Consider the following 16,450-nt stretch of genomic DNA (forward strand, 5'->3'; position numbering starts at 1 on the left):
GGGCGCGCCTCCCGAGCGCAGGAAAGGGCGGCCACCTCGAGGGCGGCCGCCCTTCACCGTCGTGCTGTGGACGTGGCCGGAGGGATCAGGCCCCGACGCGGAACCGTGCGAAGGCCGTGGCCTTGGCGTCGGCCTCGGTGAGGACCGCGGCGACGGACTTCTTGGCGTCCTTGGCGAAGGCCTGGTCGAGCAGGACACCCTCCTTGAAGAAGCCGGTGAGGCGTCCTTCCACGATCTTCGCGAGAGCCTGCTCGGGCTTGCCCTCGGCGCGGGCCGTCTCGTCGGCGATGCGGCGCTCCGACTCGACGAGCTCGGCGGGGACGTCCTCGCGCGTCAGGTAGGTGGGCGAGTACGCGGCGATGTGGACGGCGACGTCGTGCGCTGTCGTGGCGGCGGCGTCGCCCGAACCCTCGACGGCGAAGAGCACGCCGACCTGGGCGGGGAGGTCCTTGGACGTCTTGTGCAGGTAGGCGTCGACGATCTGGCCTTCGACGCGGGCCACGCGGCGGATGTCGACCTTCTCGCCGAGCAGCGCACCGGCTTCGATGACGTGCTCGGAGACGGGCTTGCCGTCCAGCTCGAACGCGAGGAGGGTCTCGACGTCGGAGGCGCCGGACTCGATGGCCGCACCGAGCACCTTGTTGGAGAACTCAATGAAGGGGCCGGCCTTGGCGACGAAGTCGGTCTCGCAGTTGACCTCGACCATGACGCCGACGTTGCCCTCGACGCGAGCGGCGACGAGGCCCTCGGCGGTCGAGCGGCCTTCGCGCTTCGTCGCGCCCTTGAGGCCCTTGATGCGGATCAGTTCCAGGGCCTTGTCGGCGTCGCCGTTGGCTTCGTCGAGAGCCTTCTTGACGTCCATCATGCCTGCGCCCGTGCGCTCGCGCAGGGCCTTGATGTCAGCGGCAGTGAAATTTGCCATATGAACTCCTAAGTTGAGGTGGATCGGAACATGCGTAAGGGGCATGGTTTGACCCACACCCCTTACGCATCGAGGACTACTTGTTGTCGCTGGCGGCTTCCGTGGCGGGAGCTACTGCTTCGGGGACTTCCTCGGCGATGGGGGCCTGCAGACCTGCGGGCGCCTCCTCGACGGCGGGGACCTCGGTGGGAGCCTCGGCTGCGGGGGCGTCCGCTGCAGCTTCGGGAGCTGCCGCCTCGGGCGCTGCGGCAGCGGCGTCGGGGCTGCCCTGGAGCAGTTCGCGCTCCCACTCGGCCATGGGCTCGTCGGCAGCGGCCTCGTTGTTGCCGGAGCGGTTGTGGCGGGCCATGAGACCTTCGGCCACGGCGTCGGCGACGACGCGCGTCAGCAGGTTGACGGCGCGGATGGCGTCGTCGTTACCCGGGATCGGGAAGTCGACCTCGTCGGGATCGCAGTTGGTGTCGAGGATCGCGACGACCGGGATGTTGAGCTTCTTCGCCTCGTCGATGGCGAGGTGCTCCTTCTTCGTGTCGACGACCCACACGACGGAGGGTGCCTTGGTCAGGTTGCGGATGCCACCGAGGTTGCTCTGCAGCTTGGTGAGCTCACGCTTGAGGAGCAGGAGCTCCTTCTTGGTGTGACCCGAACCGGCGACGTCCTCGAAGTCGATCTCCTCGAGTTCCTTCATGCGCTGGATGCGCTTGGACACCGTCTGGAAGTTGGTGAGCATGCCGCCGAGCCAGCGCTGGTTGACGTAGGGCTGGCCGACCCGCGTCGCCTGGTCGGCGATCGCTTCCTGGGCCTGCTTCTTGGTGCCGACGAAGAGCACGGTCCCGCCGTGGGCGACCGTGGCCTTGACGAACTCGTACGCGCGGTCGATGTAGCCCAGCGACTGCTGCAGATCGATGATGTAGATGCCGTTGCGCTCGGTGAAGATGAAGCGCTTCATCTTCGGGTTCCAACGGCGGGTCTGGTGACCGAAGTGGACGCCGCTGTCGAGCAGCTGGCGCATGGTTACGACTGGCATGTTCTGCCTTTCTTCAGCTTCGGCTCGGGCGCGTGGCGCCGCCTGAAGCTTGTTGACGGTTGTCTCGGTGCCGGCCGGGGTGGCCGGTACGTCCTGGTACCCGGTCGTCGAGTGGACATGCCCTCCCCTACCGGACTGGTCCGGACCGCAGGGCGGGCACTTCGACGCCATGCGGAGGCGAAGAATCGCAGGCACGCGTAGTCAGCCTGAAAATCTCCATCACCCATCGATGCGCGGGGCAAACGGAGGAGGGAGCAGCAGGCTGCTGGGTCCAGTGTACTACAGCGGGACTGCGGGATCGGGCCGACGTCGGGCCTCGGGCGGGGGCTCCGCGACCCCTCCGGGAGGGGTGCTCGGCCCACGACCCCGGCTGTCTACATAAGGGCGGCGGAGCGCGTCCCCCGCCGACCAGGGATGGAGGATGGGCCCATGGCCAGTCCCCTCGATCCTCCAGCACACCGGCCCTGTCCACGGCGCTCCCGTGCACGGGAGCGTCCTGTCGGCTCCGTGGGCGTCGCCCTCCTCGCGGTGCTGCTGTTCCTGTCGCCCGGGCCCGGCTCCCCTCCCCCTGCCGACGCCGCCGCGCCTGCGTCCGCTGTCGACGAGGGGTCCGGTCCGGGCCCGTTCGTCCCGGAGTGGACCTGGCCCCTGGACCCGGTGCCGGAGGTCCTGCGCCCGTTCGAGAAGCCGCCGCAGAAGTGGAAGCGCGGACACCGGGGCGTCGACCTGTCCGCGGGTGGAGGCACGGCCGTCCAGGTGGTGAGTCCCGCCGACGGCATCGTGTCCTTCGCCGGGACGGTGGTGGATCGCGGCGTCCTGTCCATCGACCACGGGGACGGACGGGTCAGCAGCTTCGAACCGGTCACCACCGACCTGGTGCGGGGCGATCGCGCCGGCAGGGGGCAGGTGGTCGCAGCACTCCGCGCTTCCGCCGGTCCCCGGCCCGTCGGCGGTCCGATCCTCGGGCACTGCCCGGAGCCGTGCCTGCACTGGGGCGTCCGCGTGGACGGTGAGTACGTGGACCCGCTGTCCTTCGTGATGGACCGGCGCCCGTCGGTCCTGCTTCCGTTCGGGAACTAGACGAACGCGGCGATGCCCGTGATCGACCGGCCCGCCACGAGGGTGTTGATCTCCTGCGTGCCCTCGTAGGAGTAGATCGCCTCGGCGTCGGAGAAGATCTTCGCCATCCCGTAGTCGGTGACGATCCCGTTGCCGCCGAGGATGTTACGCCCCGCCGCGACGCTCTCGCGCATGCGGGCCGTGGTGAAGGCCTTGGCGAGGGCGGACTGCTCGTCCTTGGCCACGCCGGCGTCCTCGAGCTGGGACAGGCGCACCATCATGCCCATGGAGCTCATCGCGTTGCCGAGGATCTGCACGAGCTGCTGCTGGACGAGCTGGAAGCTGGCGATCGGCCGTCCGAACTGCTCGCGCTCCACCGCGTACCGGCGGGCGACGTCGAATGCGGCGAGCTGCTGGCCGACGGCCTGCCAGCCCACGGCGAGACGCGTGACCTTGAGGACCTTGTTCGTGTCACGGAAGCTGTTGGCGCCCTTCAGGTGGAAGTCGTCGGGGACGACCACGTCGTCGAGGACGATGTCCGCGTTCTCGACCGTGCGCAGAGCGATCTTGTTCTCGATCTTCGTCGAGGAGAAGCCCGGGAGCGTGGTGTCCACGAGGAAGCCCTTGACCTGGTTGTCCTCGAGGTCCCGAGCGTAGACGACCACCCAGTCGGAGAACGTCGCATTGCCGATCCACCGCTTGGCTCCGTTGAGGACCCACGAGCCGCCGTCGCGACGCGCCGTCGTCCGGGTCCCGCCGGCGACGTCGGAGCCGCCGAGCGGTTCGGTGAGGCCGAAGGCGCCGATCTTCTTCATCGCGTAGATGTCCGGCAGCCACTCGTCCTGCTGCTCCTTCGAGGCGAGGGCCTCGATGGAGCCGGTGAAGAGCCCGTCGTGGACGCCCATGAAGGTGGCGAACGAGGTGTCGGCCCGGGTGAACTCGGCGTGGGTGATGCCGGCGAAGAGGTTGGAGTAGCCCTGGCGGTGGACCGGGCTCACGGCGTCCAGCTCGGCGATCTTCGGGATGAGGTCCCGGGGGAAGACACCCTGGTTCCACCAGTCGACGGCGTGGGGGCGGACCTCCCGGGTGAGCCAGGATCGGATCTCCTGCAGCCGGGAGCGCTCCTTGTCGGACAACAGCTCCTCGAAGGCGTAGAAGTCGCCATCGGCGTACGGAAGGTTGTCGACGTCGATCGTCGTCTTGCTCATGGGGTTCCCCTCACTCTGGTCGGCGGCGACCAGCACTGTTCCTCGACCACGCTCAGTCCTGTGCGGGCTGACGCCCACGCCCTCATGTTACCCGCCAGTAACTTAGGGCGCCAGTGGCAGGCCGGAGAGTGTGCCGCAGAGCGGAGGACGACGCATGCGCCGCCCGCGGTGACGGGCGGCGCATGCGTGGGGTCGTCGTCGACCGGGTGGGTAGGGCTGCTGGGGCTTGAACCCAGGACAAACGGATTATGAGTCCGCTGCTCTAACCAGCTGAGCTACAGCCCCCAGGAGCGCGCAGCCCCTGGTGCGCCGCAGCCGGGACGATCCGTCCCGGCGCCGGCCGCAGCCTTCATTGTATGCGGACCCCGGCGTCCGCCTCGCGGAGGCTCAGTCCCTGTGAGGAGAGAATCCCGTAGTACAGGCCCTCGTAGGTCTCCAGCGTCGCATTGATGTCGTGCTTGCCGACCATGGCCCGGCTTGCCGCGCCCATCGTCCGCTGGTCCTCGAGGGGGAGGCTGAGGATCTCGGTGATGCGCCGGCCCAGCTCGTCGGCGTTCCCCGGCTCGAACAGGTAGCCGTTCTCGCCGTCGGACACCAGGTGTGGCAACGCCATGGCGTCGGCGAGCAGCACGGGCGTGGACGCCGACATCGCCTCGAGGGTGACGAGCGACTGCAGTTCGGCGGTGCCGGGCTGGCAGAACAGCGAAGCACGGATGTAGCACCTGCGGAGCTCGTCGTCGTCGATCAGGCCGCGGAAGGTGACGCGGTCGCTGATCCCGAGGCGGGCGGCCTGCGCCTGCAGTGCCGGCTTCACCTCGCCGCCTCCGACGATCTCGAGGCGGACGCCGAGATGGTCGGGAGTCCGGGCGACGGCGTCGATCAGCACGTCGACGTGCTTCTCCTCGGCGAGCCGCCCGACGAAGAGGACCGTCGGGTGCTCAGGCGGTTCGACGACCTCGCCGGGTCGGATCTCGTAGGCGGCGGCGTCGATGCCGTTGGAGACGGGCAGCACCTCCCGGAGGAAGGCGTGGTCGTGCATGGCCTTGGCGGCCAGTGGCGTGGGGGTGGTGACGGCGGCGGCCTTGCCCATGACCTTGCCCATGTCCCTCCACGAGTTCTTCGCCACGATCCTCTTGAACCACTCGGGGAAGGGGAGGAACGGGTTGAGGTTCTCGGGCATGAAGTGGTTCGTGGCCACGACCCGGATGCCGCGCTGCACGGCCTCGTACAGCGCGTACTGCCCGACCATATAGTGGCACTGGATGTGGACGACGTCGGGCTGGACCCGGTCGAAGAGCAGGCTGATGTCCCGCTTGATCTCCCAGGGAAGGCAGATCCGCCAGTAGTCGTGCGTGGGGACGCCGTGCGAGCGGAGGCGGTGGACGAACCAGTCTCCGTCCGGCTCGGTGAAGCTCGGGCCGCTGGACGCGCCGGGTGCGAGGACGTGGACCGCGTGGCCGCGTCCCGTCATGCCCTTCGCCAGGCGGTAGCCGAACTGGGCGGCACCGTTCACGTTGGGCGGGTATGTGTCCGCGGCGATCAGGATGGTCAGGGGCTTGTAATCAGCCGGGTAACTCACGCGAGGATCCCCTACGTCGGTGTGCTGGACAGTGCTCGGATGGCTCGGATGGCTCGGATCAGCGCTGCCGCTTCACGACGTCGGGATGGTGTCGGGACAGGGCAACGACCCCAACAATAGCAATCAGGGCTGCAGCGCCCATGCCGAGCGCCGTCACCGTCCGGACATCCGGCTGCAGTTCTTCGAGGATGGTGATGCCCACGGCGATGCCCACGATCGGGTCGATCACGGTCAGCCCCGCGATGACGAGGTCGGGCGGTCCGGTGGCGTAGGCGCTCTGCACGAACCAGATGCCCAGCGCCACGGCGGCCGCGAGCCCCAGCAGCGTGGGGAGGGAGACGTTGAGCAGGAACCGGCCGTTCGGGTCGAGCAGGTGGCCGGCGACGATCTTCGTCAGTACGGCGACGAACCCGAACAGGACACCGGCCCCGAGGATGTAGGCGAACGCGTTGAGGCGATGCCTCCCCACCGCGGCCAGGGCGCCGAAGAGCAGGACGGCGGCACCCAGCAGGAGCACCACCGCCAGTTCCTGTGCGGGCTCGACCGCGTGGTTCTGCCGGGTGACGTTCACGGCGAGGACGACGAAGAAGGCACTCCCCGTCACGCACGCGGTGATCGCCGCGATGGTGGGGCGGTTGATCCGGATGCCCTGGTCGCGGGAGTTCACGATCGTGGTGATGACGAGCGCTATGGCCCCGATGGGTTGCACCACCGTGAGGCTGGCGAGCGCGAGCGCGACCACGTTCAGGGCGGTCCCCGTGACGAGCAGGACGAGCCCGAACAGCCAGCGCGGATTGGTGAGCAGCCGGGCGAAGCCGGACGAGCTGAGGGTCAGCCCGCCCGTGTTCGCCCGCACGGCACTGCCCTGGCGCTGCGCTCCGAACGCGAGGAAGACCGCGCCGAGCAGCGCGAGCGCGACCGCTAGGGCGGGCACGATTGCTGCTCGGCCCGCTCCAGCCGGTACGTGCGGTGCGCTGCGGTGAAATACACCCAGAACGCGACGAGGTGCAGCACGCACCCCGCCGCGAGGAGGACCTGGGCCACCACCAGGATCCACTCCTGCCCGAAACCCTCGACCTCGTGCAGCAGGAGCAGCGGCGCGCCCACCAGCAGCAGCGCGGTGCGGATCTTGCCGACCGTGACGACCGGGAGGTGCAGCGGGCCGCGGAACAGGACGAGCGCGTTGATGATGAGGATGATGTCGGGGATGACGATGGTCCAGACGAGCCACGCGGGCGCGATGCCGTCGACGACGAAGGTCACGGCGACGACGATGAGCGCGGTGCGGTCGGCGACCGGGTCCAGCCATTTCCCGACGACGGACACCTGGTTGAGCCGCCGGGCGAGATACCCGTCGACCCAGTCGGTCGAACCGATGACGACGAGCGTGATGACCGCGGCCCCGTAGCGCTGCTGCGTGATGAACCAGACGAACAGCGGGACGCCGAGGAACCGGACGATCGTGACGAGGTTCGGCAGGGTCCAGGCGGTCGCAAGCACCGTACCCTCGTTGCCCGGCCGTCCTCCGGCCCCGATCAGTCTCATCACCCGTGCCTCCCCACCCCATTATGCAGGCAGGCGGCCGATCCCCGTCCCCTGCCCGGACTGCGGGTTGGGAGGGGGACCGACCGCCTGGCGGGTCAGGCTGGCTGCTACCTGCTGAGGAGCCGCCGCAGCATCACGAGCATCGCGGCGACGGACGCGGCGAGGACACTCAGCGGCTTCCAGCGGTCGGCGAGGGTCGTGTTGAGGGGGACGTCCCGGCGGACGGCGACCGCGGCGACGTTCCCGTTGCCTGCGGACCCGGTGGCCGGCGATTTGCCGACGGACGTCGCGGCCTGCGGCGAGCGGTGGCGGGCCTTGTCGAGGCGTGTCTTGACGTCGGCGCGGGCACCGAGCGAGTCGCGGGCGTCGGCGATGTGCATCCGGCGCTCGCCGGTCCGGCCACGCAGCTCCTCGTAGGAGGGCGTCGGCTCCTTCGGCTTGGTGTCCTTGGTGACGTCGTCCTTGGGCTTCTTGTCCTCCTTGGGCTTCTTGACGTCCAGCGTGGCCGGGTCGAAGCTGCGGCCTTCCTTGAGCACGCCGAGGTCGTAGCGGAGGCCCCGGATCGCGTCCTCGGGCAGCAGCGGCAGCTGCTTCTTGAGGCGGGAGACACCGATCAGCGCGAGGATGCCGCCGATGACGAGGAAGAGCAGCGCGACCAGCAGCGCGGCCAGCCACGCCGGCATGATCTCGGCAAGGCCCATGATGGCTGCGACGACGAGGGCGACGGCGAAGAACAGCACGAAGACGAGGGCGACGACGAGGAAGGCCGCCGCGATCCCGGCCTTGACGCCCTTCTGCTTCAGCTGTGCGACGGCGATCGAGAACTCGTCGCTGACCTGCCTGGGGGTCAGGCGCGCGAGCAGCCTGATCAATCCGTAGAGCGAGAGTGAGCCTGTGGACCGCTTGCCGCGCGTACTAGCCGAGCTGTTCATAGGCCCTGCCTCCATTCGTGTGTGTCTTGCTGGACATTCGCTGAACCAAAATTACCATCGGGCCGGTGCGCGCCGTCCTCCCCGCCGTCGGGAGCACGACGCGCCGCGATGCGGTACTGGCGTTCGATCCCCGACGCCGGCCCGCTGCGCTGCTCACCTCGCTGATGCCAGCTCGGCGTTGTCCTCGAGATCCTTGCCGGCGAACTCCGGGAGCCTGGTCCGGACGAAGACGAAGGACAGGACGGCGAAGACGGTGAAGGCCGCGTACATGACCCACAGACCGAAGTTCTCGCTGACCCACGGGAAGGTGAGCGTGACGATGAAGTTGAAGACCCAGTTGACCATCGTGGCGACGCCGAGGGCGATCGAGCGGATGCGGTTGGGGAACATCTCGCCGAGGGTGACCCACATGACAGGTCCCCAGGTGGCGGCGAAGAAGATGACGAACAGGTTGGCGCCGACGAGGGCGATCGGACCCCACATCCCGGGCAGGGCGAGGTCCTCGCCGCTTCCGTCCGCCTGGAGGAACGCGAGGGTCGCCGCGAGCAGCCCGGCGGTCATGCCGATGGACCCGGCGAGCAGCAGCTTGCGGCGCCCGATGCGGTCGACGAAGAAGATGGCGACGAACGTCATGGCCACGTTGATGATCGAGGTGATCACCGACGTCGTGAAGGAATCGCTCTCGCTGAAGCCGACGGACTTCCACAGGGTCGTGGAGTAGTAGAAGATCGCGTTGATGCCGACGAGTTGCTGGAGCGCCGCGATGGCCATGCCGACCCACAGGATGGGCTGCAGCCCCAGCGCCGGCCCGCGGAGGTCCCGGTAGCTCGCGCGGTCCTCGCGGTCGAAGCTCTCCCGGATCTGGCGGATCCTGGCCTCGGTGTCCTCGACGCCGGATACCCGTGACAGGATCTGCGCGGCGTCCCTGTCCCGGTTCGCCCGGATGAGGAACTGCGGCGACTCGGGGATGACGAGGGCGAGGACGCCGTAGACGACGGCCGGGACGACGCCCACGAGGAGCATCCAGCGCCAGGCGGACAGGCCCCACCAGAAGTCGTTCGCGGCGCCGCCGGCGGCAGTCGCGAGCGAGGCGTCGGAGAGCAGGGCGACGAAGATGCCGATCGTGATGGCGAGCTGCTGCACGGAGGCGAGCCCCCCGCGCCATTTCGACGGCGCGATCTCGGCGATGTACCCGGGCACGATGACGGAGGCGATGCCGATGGCCACGCCTCCGACGAGCCGCCAGGCCATGAGGTCCCACTCGGAGACGGCGAGGGCCGACCCCACCGAGTTGACCGCGAACAGGAAGGCTGCCGCGACCATCACCTTCTTGCGCCCCCAGCGGTCTGCGAAGCCGCCCGCGAACCATGCGCCCGCAGCACAGCCGAGGAGCGTGATGGCCACGGTGAAACCGAGGACGCTCGCGCTCAGCTCGAAGTCGGCCTGGATCGAGTCGACGGCCCCGTTGATGACGGCCGTGTCGAAGCCGAACAGGAGCCCTCCGACGGCGGCGGCGATCGTGATGGCGATGACCCGCGCGAGGTGCCGCGGCGGAGCCGCATCCGCTGTGCCGGCGTCGTGGTCGCTCATGGTCGGTTCTCCCTGCTCGTTCGGTCCTCCATCACCCTACGTCAGCCCGGAGCCTGCTCAGCAGCGGCTCCGGCGGGCGACCGGACGCCGGAGAAGGACGCGGGTGTTGACGGGGGTCATAGGATAGGAGCGACGTTGATTCGTCGCAGCAACCAAATCCTCCCACCGTGGACGATCAGTTGCACGTCGTGAGCCGCTCCGCCGTCGTCGCCGGGCCGCCGCAGTCGATCCCTCCCCTGTTCAACCCGCCGCGCATCCCTGCAGCACCACCGTTTCCGTTAGGCAGACCTTGAGTACCATCACCCATCCAGGCGACACCCTGTCCCGCCGCGAGAAGATCATCTACGTCTTCATCCTCGGCACCCTGACGGCCCTCGGGCCCTTCACGATCGACCTGTACCTGCCCGCCTTCCCGGCGCTGCGATCCGACCTGGGTGTCTCCGAGGCCGCAGTCCAGCTGACCCTCACGGGAACGATCATCGGGTTCGCGTGCGGACAGCTTCTCGTGGGACCGCTCAGTGACACGATCGGCCGTCGCCTGCCGCTCATCCTCGCGACCTCCCTGCACGTCGGCGCGTCCATCGGCGCGGCGTCCTCGGAGGACATCACCATGCTCATGCTGTTCCGTGTGCTCCAAGGCATCGGCGCCGCAGGTGGCGGCGTGGTCGCGATGGCGATGGTGCGCGACCTCTTCGGCGGTTACACCCTCGTGCGGATGCTGTCCTACATGGCACTCGTGAACGGGATGGCACCCATCTTCGCGCCGGTCATCGGATCGCAGCTGCTGCTGCTGTTCCCCTGGCCCGGGATCTTCTGGTTCCTCGCCTGCTACGGCGTCCTGGTGATCATCGCCGTGTCGATGTTCATCATCGAGACCCTCCCCGAGGAGAACCGCCGCCGGTCCGGGCTCACCGTCGCCCAGCGGTACCGGACGGTCCTCGGGGACCGCATCTTCATCGGGATCCTGCTGGTCGGCGGCATGAACTTCTCCGGCCTGTTCTCCTACCTCTCCGCATCGCCCTTCCTGTTCCAGGGCCCGTACGGCCTGAACGAACAGCAGTACGGGCTGCTGTTCGCCGTCAACTCGCTCGGCATCGTCGCCGGGGTGCAGATCGGTGCCAGGGTCCTCCGCCGCGTGGGTCCGCAATGGGTGATCGCCACGGCGACGGTCGTCCAGCTGGTCATGGCCGTGCTGATCATCGCGTTCGACCAGCTGGGCCTCGGCTTCTGGGGGACGGCGCTGCCGCTGTGGTTCTACATCATGGCCACCGGCTTCATCTTCCCCTGCGTGCAGGTCCTCGCCCTGATCAACAACGGGGCGCAGGCCGGCACTGCGGCGTCCCTCCTCGGAGCGGTGACCTTCGGGACGGCGGGCCTGATCTCCCCGCTCGTCGGCCTGCTGGGCGAGGGCATCGACTCCGCCACGCCCATGGCCCTCGTCATGGCGGCGTGCATCGCCCTCGGCGTGGTCTTCCTCTGGACGGTCGTGCGGCCCCGGACCGTCCCCGCCCTGCAGTAGCCGTCCCCTCAGGCAGGGGCGGTCTGCGACTCCGTCCCTGTGTCCGAGGGCAGGGCCTCCGCCGTCCTGGCGATGTTGCGTGCCATGGACTTGAAGATGAAGCCGTGGAAGGGCAGCACGGCCAGCCAGTACAGCCGTCCGGAGAGACCTCGCGGGAAGAAGACCGCGCGCTGGTAGTAGGAGCTGCCGGAGCCGTCCGGCGTGATCCGGAACTCCAGCCACGCCCTGCCGGGCACCTTCATCTCCGCGCGGAGCCGCAGCCGCTCACCGCGCACGAGTTCCTCCACACGCCAGAAGTCCAGCGCCTCCCCCGTCAGCAGTTCCTTCGCGTCGCGCCGTCCGCGGCGGAGGCCCACTCCGCCGGCGAGCTTGTCCATCCAGCCGCGGGCCGCCCACCCCACGGGCCACGAGTACCAGCCGTTCTCGCCGCCGATCCCCTCGACGACGCTCCACAGCTTGTCCGGCGACGCACTCGAACTGTAGGTCTGGACGTCGGTGAAGACGGTGTGGCCCGCCCATTGGGGGTCCGAGGGCAGCGGGTCGGCTTCGGCGTCCTCCTGCGTCGCGCCGGCCCAGCTCGTCTCCACCTCTCCCCCGCGCATCTTGCCGAGCGCGAGGTCGACCGCCCGGCGGTAGCCCGTCAGCCCGCCCTCGGGCACGGCGATGTACTGGTCGATGTCGTGCTCGGAGGTGACGGCGTCGTGCTGGAGGGACTCGATGAGGGGCATGGCCATGGCGCGCGGGATGGGCGTGACCAGGTTCACCCAGTGCCCGGCCAGGCGCGGCGTCAGGACCGGCAGCGCCAGGATCTTCCGGCGCGGCAGCCCGGCGGCCTCCGCGTACTGGTTCATCATCTCGGCGTAGGTCAGGACCTCGCGGGACCCGAGGTCGAACGTCCGGTTCAGTCCCTCGGGGAGGTCGAGCGCCCCGATGAGGTAGTGGATGACGTCCCGGACGGCGATGGGCTCGATGTGGTTCAGGACCCACCTGGGCGCGGGCATGACGGGCAGGACGTCGGAGAGGTGGCGGATCATCTCGAACGACGCCGATCCGGACCCGATGACGACGCCGGCCTGGAAGGCGATGGTCGGCGTGCCGGACTGGAGGAGGATCGTGCCGACCTGGGTGCGGGACCGCATGTGGGTGGACAGCTCCACGCCCTCGGGATGGAGCCCGCCGAGGTACACGATGCGGCGCACTCCCGCTGCGGTGGCGGCCTCGGAGACGATGGCTGCGATGTCGGCCTCGCGCCTGTCGAAGTTCCGGCCGGAACCCATGGAGTGGACGAGGTAGTAGAGCATGTCGACGCCCCGGGTGACCCTGCGCATGACCTCGCGGTCCTGCAGGTCTCCCTCGACGATCTCGACCGACCCCGCCCAGGGGACGTCCTTGAGCTTCTGCGGGGACCGGACGACGACGCGCACGCGGCGCCCCTCCGCGACCAGCTTCGTCACGAGCCGGCCGCCGATGTATCCCGTGGCCCCGGTCACCAGGATGAGCTTGCCGTCAGTACGTTCAGTGTCCATGGCCGAAGCCTACGCCTGCGCTCTGACAGGTCCCTGGAGCCCGTCCTCCCCTACCCGGGCAAAGGAAAAGGGCCGGTGACCCGGGTATCACCCCGGCCACCGACCCTTCGTTGCTCCTCCGACTGGACTTGAACCAGTAACCCTTCGATTAACAGTCGAATGCTCTGCCAATTGAGCTACGGAGGAAAGCGCGGTCTCTACTTTACATACCCTGAGGTTCGAAGTGAAATCGGCCCGGGGTCAGTCCTCACGGAGCTGCCGCCGCTGCATCTCGAGCTCCATCAGGTCCCTCTGCAGCTGGTTGTACAGCGCCGGATCGGCCGCGGGCTCCATGCGCTGGAGCTGCCCGAGCTTCTCCGCCTTCTGCTGCGTGATCCGCAGTTCGGTGAGCCGGTTCAGGATGTCCCGGCAGTAGTTCACCATCGCCTCGGCGTCCTTGGCCGGGAGCGGACGGACAGCCAGTTCGCTCACGAGGGGACGCAGGACGTCCGGCACGCCCTCGCGCACCGATTCCACCCAGCGGGACAGCTCGGTGCCTGCCTCACCCGCCGCGAGGACGGCGTTGTGCAGGGCCTCGTAGACCGGGACGGTGAAGCGGATGGTGGAGAAGCTCTCCCACTGCGGCGCCGTGAGGAGCGTGGGCTGCTGCAGGACGACCTCCAGCGCCTCCCGTTCCATGCGGGCGATCGGGTCCCGCGGGTCGGGCCGCTCGAAGAAGGGGTCGTTCGGGGCGTCCGCCCCGGCACCGGCCGGCGCCGGAGTCCCCGGCTGGCCCTGCCGGCCCGGGCTCCCCTGGGTGGCCTGCTGGCGGCCGCCCGTGCCGCCCGGCGGCGGGTTCTCCCGGCGGACGGCCGCCGACACCGCGCGCGCCACCTGGTCCTCCCCCACGTACTGCATCCCGAGCCAGCGGGAGAGCTCCCTCGTGTAGGTGGACCGCAGCGACACGTCGCGGATCTGCGCGACGATCGGCGCCGCGTGGCGCAGTGCCTTGACCTGCCCCTCGCCGGACGAGAGGTCGAAGGTCGCGAAGGACGCCTTGATCGCGAACTCGAACAGGGGCCGGCGGTCGGCGATCAGTTCGCGGACGGCGTCGTCGCCCCGGGTCTGCCGGAGTTCGCACGGGTCCGCGCCGGAGGCCTCGACGGCGACGTAGGTCTGCGAGTTGAACCGCTGGTCCTCCTCGAACGCGCGCAGCGCGGCCTTCTGCCCGGCGGCGTCGCCGTCGAAGGTGAAGATCACCTCGCCGCCGGTGCCGTCGTCGGACAGGAGCCTGCGGGCGATCTTGATGTGGTCCGTGCCGAACGCCGTGCCGCACGTGGCGACCGCGGTGCCGATGCCCGCGAGGTGGCAGGCCATGACGTCCGTGTACCCCTCGACGACGACGAGCTGCCGGTTCTTGGCGATCTCGCGCTTGGCGAGGTCGATGCCGTACAGGACCTGGGACTTCTTGTAGAGCGAGGTCTCGGGCGTGTTGAGGTACTTCGGCCCCTGGTCGTCCTCGTAGAGCTTGCGTGCACCGAAGCCCACGGTGTCCCCGGTGATGTCGCGGATGGGCCAGATCAGGCGCCCCCGGAAGCGGTCGTAGAAGCGCCCGGCGTTGCTCGAGGAGGCGCTGAACATGCCGGTGAGCTTCAGCTCGTCGAGCGTGAAACCACGCCCGGTGAGGTGGGTGAGCAGGCCGTCCCAGCCCTGGGGTGCGTAGCCGACGCCGAAGTGCGCGGCCGCCTCACGGTCGAAGCCGCGGTCCTGCAGGAACTGGCGGGCCGTGCCGGCACCGGGTGTGAGGAGCTGGTCGCGGAAGAACTCCGCGGCGATCTTGTGCGCGTCCAGGAGCCGCTGCCGCCGGCCGACGTCCTCGCGGCGCGGGCCGGTCCCGCCGTCCTCGTAATGCAGTTCGAAGCCGATGCGCGCGGCGAGCTTCTCGACGGTCTCGCTGAAGGAGGTGTGGTCGAGCTTCTGCACGAAGCTGATGACGTCCCCGCCCTCGCCGCACCCGAAGCAGTGGTAGGAGCCCATCTGCGGCCGGACGTGGAAGGACGGCGACCGTTCGTCGTGGAACGGGCAGAGTCCCTTCCACGAGCCGATGCCCGCGGACTTCAGGGTCACGTAGGCCTCGACGACCTCCTTGATGTCCGTACGCTGGCGTACCTCATCGATGTCTTCGCGCTTGATGAGTCCGGCCATGACCCCAGTTTAGGCCCGCCCCACCGACACTCCGACCGCCGTCGGGCGCCTGTGGGCGGGCGCGGGAGCGAGGCCTACCAGAGGGCGGGGACCGGCCCGACGATGCGCTCGTGGAGGCTCAGGGCGGAGACGTCGGTGAGCGAGGCCACCTGGTCGACGACGACGCGCAGCCGGGCGGCGTCGTCCGCCGCCTCCCGCCAGTCCGCGGCGAACATCGGCTCGAGGTGACGGTCCCCGTCGGCGTGGACCTGCGCCACGAGGGCTGCGAGGATCTCCCGCTGGCGTTCGTAGAGGGGCTGCCGGTGGTCGGTGGTCATGACGTAGGTGGTGGCGAGGCCCTTCATGACGGCGATCTCCATGACCGTCTCCTCGGGGACCACCATCTCGGCGTTGTAGCGGGTGAGCGGATCGGGACCGTAGATGGACCGCGTGGACTGCATGGCGCTCAGGCAGAACCGGCCGATGAGCTGGCTCGTCATGTTCTTCAGGGCCGCCATGGACCGCCGTGTGCCGTCGGCCTCGCGCACCCAGACCGGCGTCTTCTCGAGCCGGGAGAGGGCGGCGTCGACGGCGGCGGGATCACTGCCGGGGAGGTACCACTGCTGCGTGTAGCCCACCACGCGGGCGCGGGCGTCGGCGCTGTCCATCCACCGCAGCTGCAGGTGCCCGGCGACGATGGCGTCCTCGACGTCGTGCACCGAGTACGAGATGTCGTCCGCCAGGTCCATCACCTGCGCCTCGAGGCAAGACCTCCCCTCCGGCGCGCCGTCGCGCAGCCACGCGAAGACCGGGAGGTCGTCGTCGTATGCACCGAACTTCGTGGTGCGCTGGCCGCTGATGACGGGCGCTGCCGCCGCCGTCCACGGGTACTTGCACGCAGCGTCCAGGCTGGCCCGCGTGAGGTTCAGCCCCGCGGGTCCACCGCCGGGGGCGAGGACCTTCGGCTCGAGCCGCGTGAGGAGTCGCAGGGTCTGGGCGTTGCCCTCGAACCCGCCGATGCCGTGCGCCAGGTCGTTGAGCGCCGATTCTCCGTTGTGCCCGAAGGGCGGGTGCCCGAGGTCGTGCGCCAGGCATGCGGTGTCCACGATGTCCGGGTCGCAGCCGAGGGTCCGGCCCAGCTCGCGGCCCACCTGGGCGACCTCCAGCGAGTGGGTGAGGCGCGTGCGCACGAAGTCGTCGGTATCGGGCGCGACGACCTGCGTCTTCGCCCCGAGGCGTCGCAGGGCGGACGAGTGCAGCACGCGCGCGCGGTCGCGCTCGAAGTCGGTGCGGTGCGAGCTCTTGGGCGGTTCCTCCACCCACCGCTCGGTGTCCGCGGCACTGTAGCCGGGGGGAAGGGACGAATCGCGGGAGGTCATG

General features: G+C 69.2%; 13 protein-coding genes and 2 tRNA genes. 2 read left to right on the forward strand and 13 right to left on the reverse strand.

All coding sequences use genetic code 11. From position 1 onward, the window contains the following. Positions 1–85: 85 nt before the first annotated feature. Together tsf and rpsB are read right to left on the reverse strand one after the other, a co-directional pair. On the reverse strand, positions 86–922 hold the full coding sequence (gene tsf, locus ACX80P_RS04920) for a translation elongation factor Ts (protein ID WP_459276935.1): 837 nt from the start codon (positions 920–922) through the stop codon (positions 86–88). A 76-nt stretch (positions 923–998) separates the two neighbouring features. Next, positions 999–1,949 carry a 30S ribosomal protein S2 gene (gene rpsB / locus ACX80P_RS04925; protein ID WP_459276936.1) on the reverse strand — a complete coding sequence of 317 codons (951 nt, stop codon included), beginning with the start codon at positions 1,947–1,949 and terminating at the stop codon, positions 999–1,001. A 429-nt stretch (positions 1,950–2,378) separates the two neighbouring features. On the opposite strand from rpsB, the gene ACX80P_RS04930 reads away from it, so the two are divergent. Next, the gene (locus ACX80P_RS04930; protein WP_459276937.1) at positions 2,379–3,029 is read left to right on the forward strand and encodes a M23 family metallopeptidase; all 651 of its coding nucleotides are present in this window, start codon (positions 2,379–2,381) and stop codon (positions 3,027–3,029) included. Here ACX80P_RS04930 and ACX80P_RS04935 read toward each other — a convergent pair. The 7 genes from ACX80P_RS04935 to ACX80P_RS04965 all read right to left on the reverse strand — a co-directional run bounded on the left by ACX80P_RS04935 (position 3,026) and on the right by ACX80P_RS04965 (position 9,862). Next, positions 3,026–4,216 carry an acyl-CoA dehydrogenase family protein gene (locus ACX80P_RS04935; RefSeq protein WP_459276938.1) on the reverse strand — a complete coding sequence of 397 codons (1,191 nt, stop codon included), beginning with the start codon at positions 4,214–4,216 and terminating at the stop codon, positions 3,026–3,028. The genes ACX80P_RS04930 and ACX80P_RS04935 overlap by 4 nt on opposite strands. 211 nt (positions 4,217–4,427) lie before the next feature. After that, positions 4,428–4,501, reverse strand: a tRNA-Ile gene (locus ACX80P_RS04940). A 64-nt stretch (positions 4,502–4,565) separates the two neighbouring features. Then, positions 4,566–5,795 (reverse strand): glycosyltransferase, encoded by a 1,230-nt coding sequence (locus ACX80P_RS04945; RefSeq protein WP_459276939.1) that lies wholly within the window; start codon positions 5,793–5,795, stop codon positions 4,566–4,568. A gap of 58 nt (positions 5,796–5,853) precedes the next feature. Next, positions 5,854–6,729: a DMT family transporter gene (locus ACX80P_RS04950; protein ID WP_459276940.1), complete on the reverse strand. Its 876-nt coding sequence runs from the start codon at positions 6,727–6,729 to the stop codon at positions 5,854–5,856. Then, positions 6,717–7,340 carry a CDP-alcohol phosphatidyltransferase family protein gene (locus ACX80P_RS04955; protein WP_459276941.1) on the reverse strand — a complete coding sequence of 208 codons (624 nt, stop codon included), beginning with the start codon at positions 7,338–7,340 and terminating at the stop codon, positions 6,717–6,719. Before ACX80P_RS04955 ends, ACX80P_RS04950 begins: the two co-directional genes overlap by 13 nt. 107 nt (positions 7,341–7,447) lie before the next feature. Further along, positions 7,448–8,272, reverse strand: a complete 825-nt coding sequence (locus ACX80P_RS04960; protein WP_459276942.1) for a phage holin family protein — start codon at positions 8,270–8,272, stop codon at positions 7,448–7,450. Between the two features lie 153 nt (positions 8,273–8,425). Then, on the reverse strand, positions 8,426–9,862 hold the full coding sequence (locus tag ACX80P_RS04965; RefSeq protein ID WP_459276943.1) for a sugar porter family MFS transporter: 1,437 nt from the start codon (positions 9,860–9,862) through the stop codon (positions 8,426–8,428). 289 nt (positions 9,863–10,151) lie between these two features. Between ACX80P_RS04965 and ACX80P_RS04970 the strand changes: the two genes are divergently transcribed. Next, entirely contained in the window at positions 10,152–11,381 is a 1,230-nt protein-coding gene (locus tag ACX80P_RS04970; protein WP_459276944.1) for a multidrug effflux MFS transporter, read from the forward strand. Positions 11,382–11,389: 8 nt separating this feature from the next. On the opposite strand, the gene ACX80P_RS04975 is transcribed toward ACX80P_RS04970, so the two are convergent. The 4 genes from ACX80P_RS04975 to ACX80P_RS04990 all read right to left on the reverse strand — a co-directional run bounded on the left by ACX80P_RS04975 (position 11,390) and on the right by ACX80P_RS04990 (position 16,449). Then, positions 11,390–12,907: an SDR family oxidoreductase gene (locus tag ACX80P_RS04975; RefSeq protein WP_459276945.1), complete on the reverse strand. Its 1,518-nt coding sequence runs from the start codon at positions 12,905–12,907 to the stop codon at positions 11,390–11,392. Positions 12,908–13,020: 113 nt separating this feature from the next. Then, positions 13,021–13,093: transfer RNA gene (locus ACX80P_RS04980), tRNA-Asn, on the reverse strand. A 54-nt stretch (positions 13,094–13,147) separates the two neighbouring features. Further along, entirely contained in the window at positions 13,148–15,091 is a 1,944-nt protein-coding gene (gene dnaG, locus ACX80P_RS04985; protein ID WP_459276946.1) for a DNA primase, read from the reverse strand. Between the two features lie 74 nt (positions 15,092–15,165). After that, entirely contained in the window at positions 15,166–16,449 is a 1,284-nt protein-coding gene (locus tag ACX80P_RS04990) for a deoxyguanosinetriphosphate triphosphohydrolase (RefSeq protein ID WP_459276947.1), read from the reverse strand. Position 16,450: the final 1 nt, after the last annotated feature.

The organism is Arthrobacter arabinosi, assembly GCF_054511115.1.

Excerpts from the sequence above, each read along its gene's own strand:
- ACX80P_RS04955 (WP_459276941.1), bottom strand. The coding sequence starts at position 7,340 with ATGAGACTGATCGGGGCCGGAGGACGGCCGGGCAACGAGGGTACGGTG.
- ACX80P_RS04935 (WP_459276938.1), bottom strand. The coding sequence starts at position 4,216 with ATGAGCAAGACGACGATCGACGTCGACAACCTTCCGTACGCCGATGGC.
- ACX80P_RS04965 (WP_459276943.1), bottom strand. The coding sequence starts at position 9,862 with ATGAGCGACCACGACGCCGGCACAGCGGATGCGGCTCCGCCGCGGCAC.
- ACX80P_RS04960 (WP_459276942.1), bottom strand. The coding sequence starts at position 8,272 with ATGAACAGCTCGGCTAGTACGCGCGGCAAGCGGTCCACAGGCTCACTC.
- ACX80P_RS04990 (WP_459276947.1), bottom strand. The coding sequence starts at position 16,449 with ATGACCTCCCGCGATTCGTCCCTTCCCCCCGGCTACAGTGCCGCGGAC.
- dnaG (WP_459276946.1), bottom strand. The coding sequence starts at position 15,091 with ATGGCCGGACTCATCAAGCGCGAAGACATCGATGAGGTACGCCAGCGT.
- tsf (WP_459276935.1), bottom strand. The coding sequence starts at position 922 with ATGGCAAATTTCACTGCCGCTGACATCAAGGCCCTGCGCGAGCGCACG.
- ACX80P_RS04930 (WP_459276937.1), top strand. The coding sequence starts at position 2,379 with ATGGCCAGTCCCCTCGATCCTCCAGCACACCGGCCCTGTCCACGGCGC.
- rpsB (WP_459276936.1), bottom strand. The coding sequence starts at position 1,949 with ATGCCAGTCGTAACCATGCGCCAGCTGCTCGACAGCGGCGTCCACTTC.
- ACX80P_RS04975 (WP_459276945.1), bottom strand. The coding sequence starts at position 12,907 with ATGGACACTGAACGTACTGACGGCAAGCTCATCCTGGTGACCGGGGCC.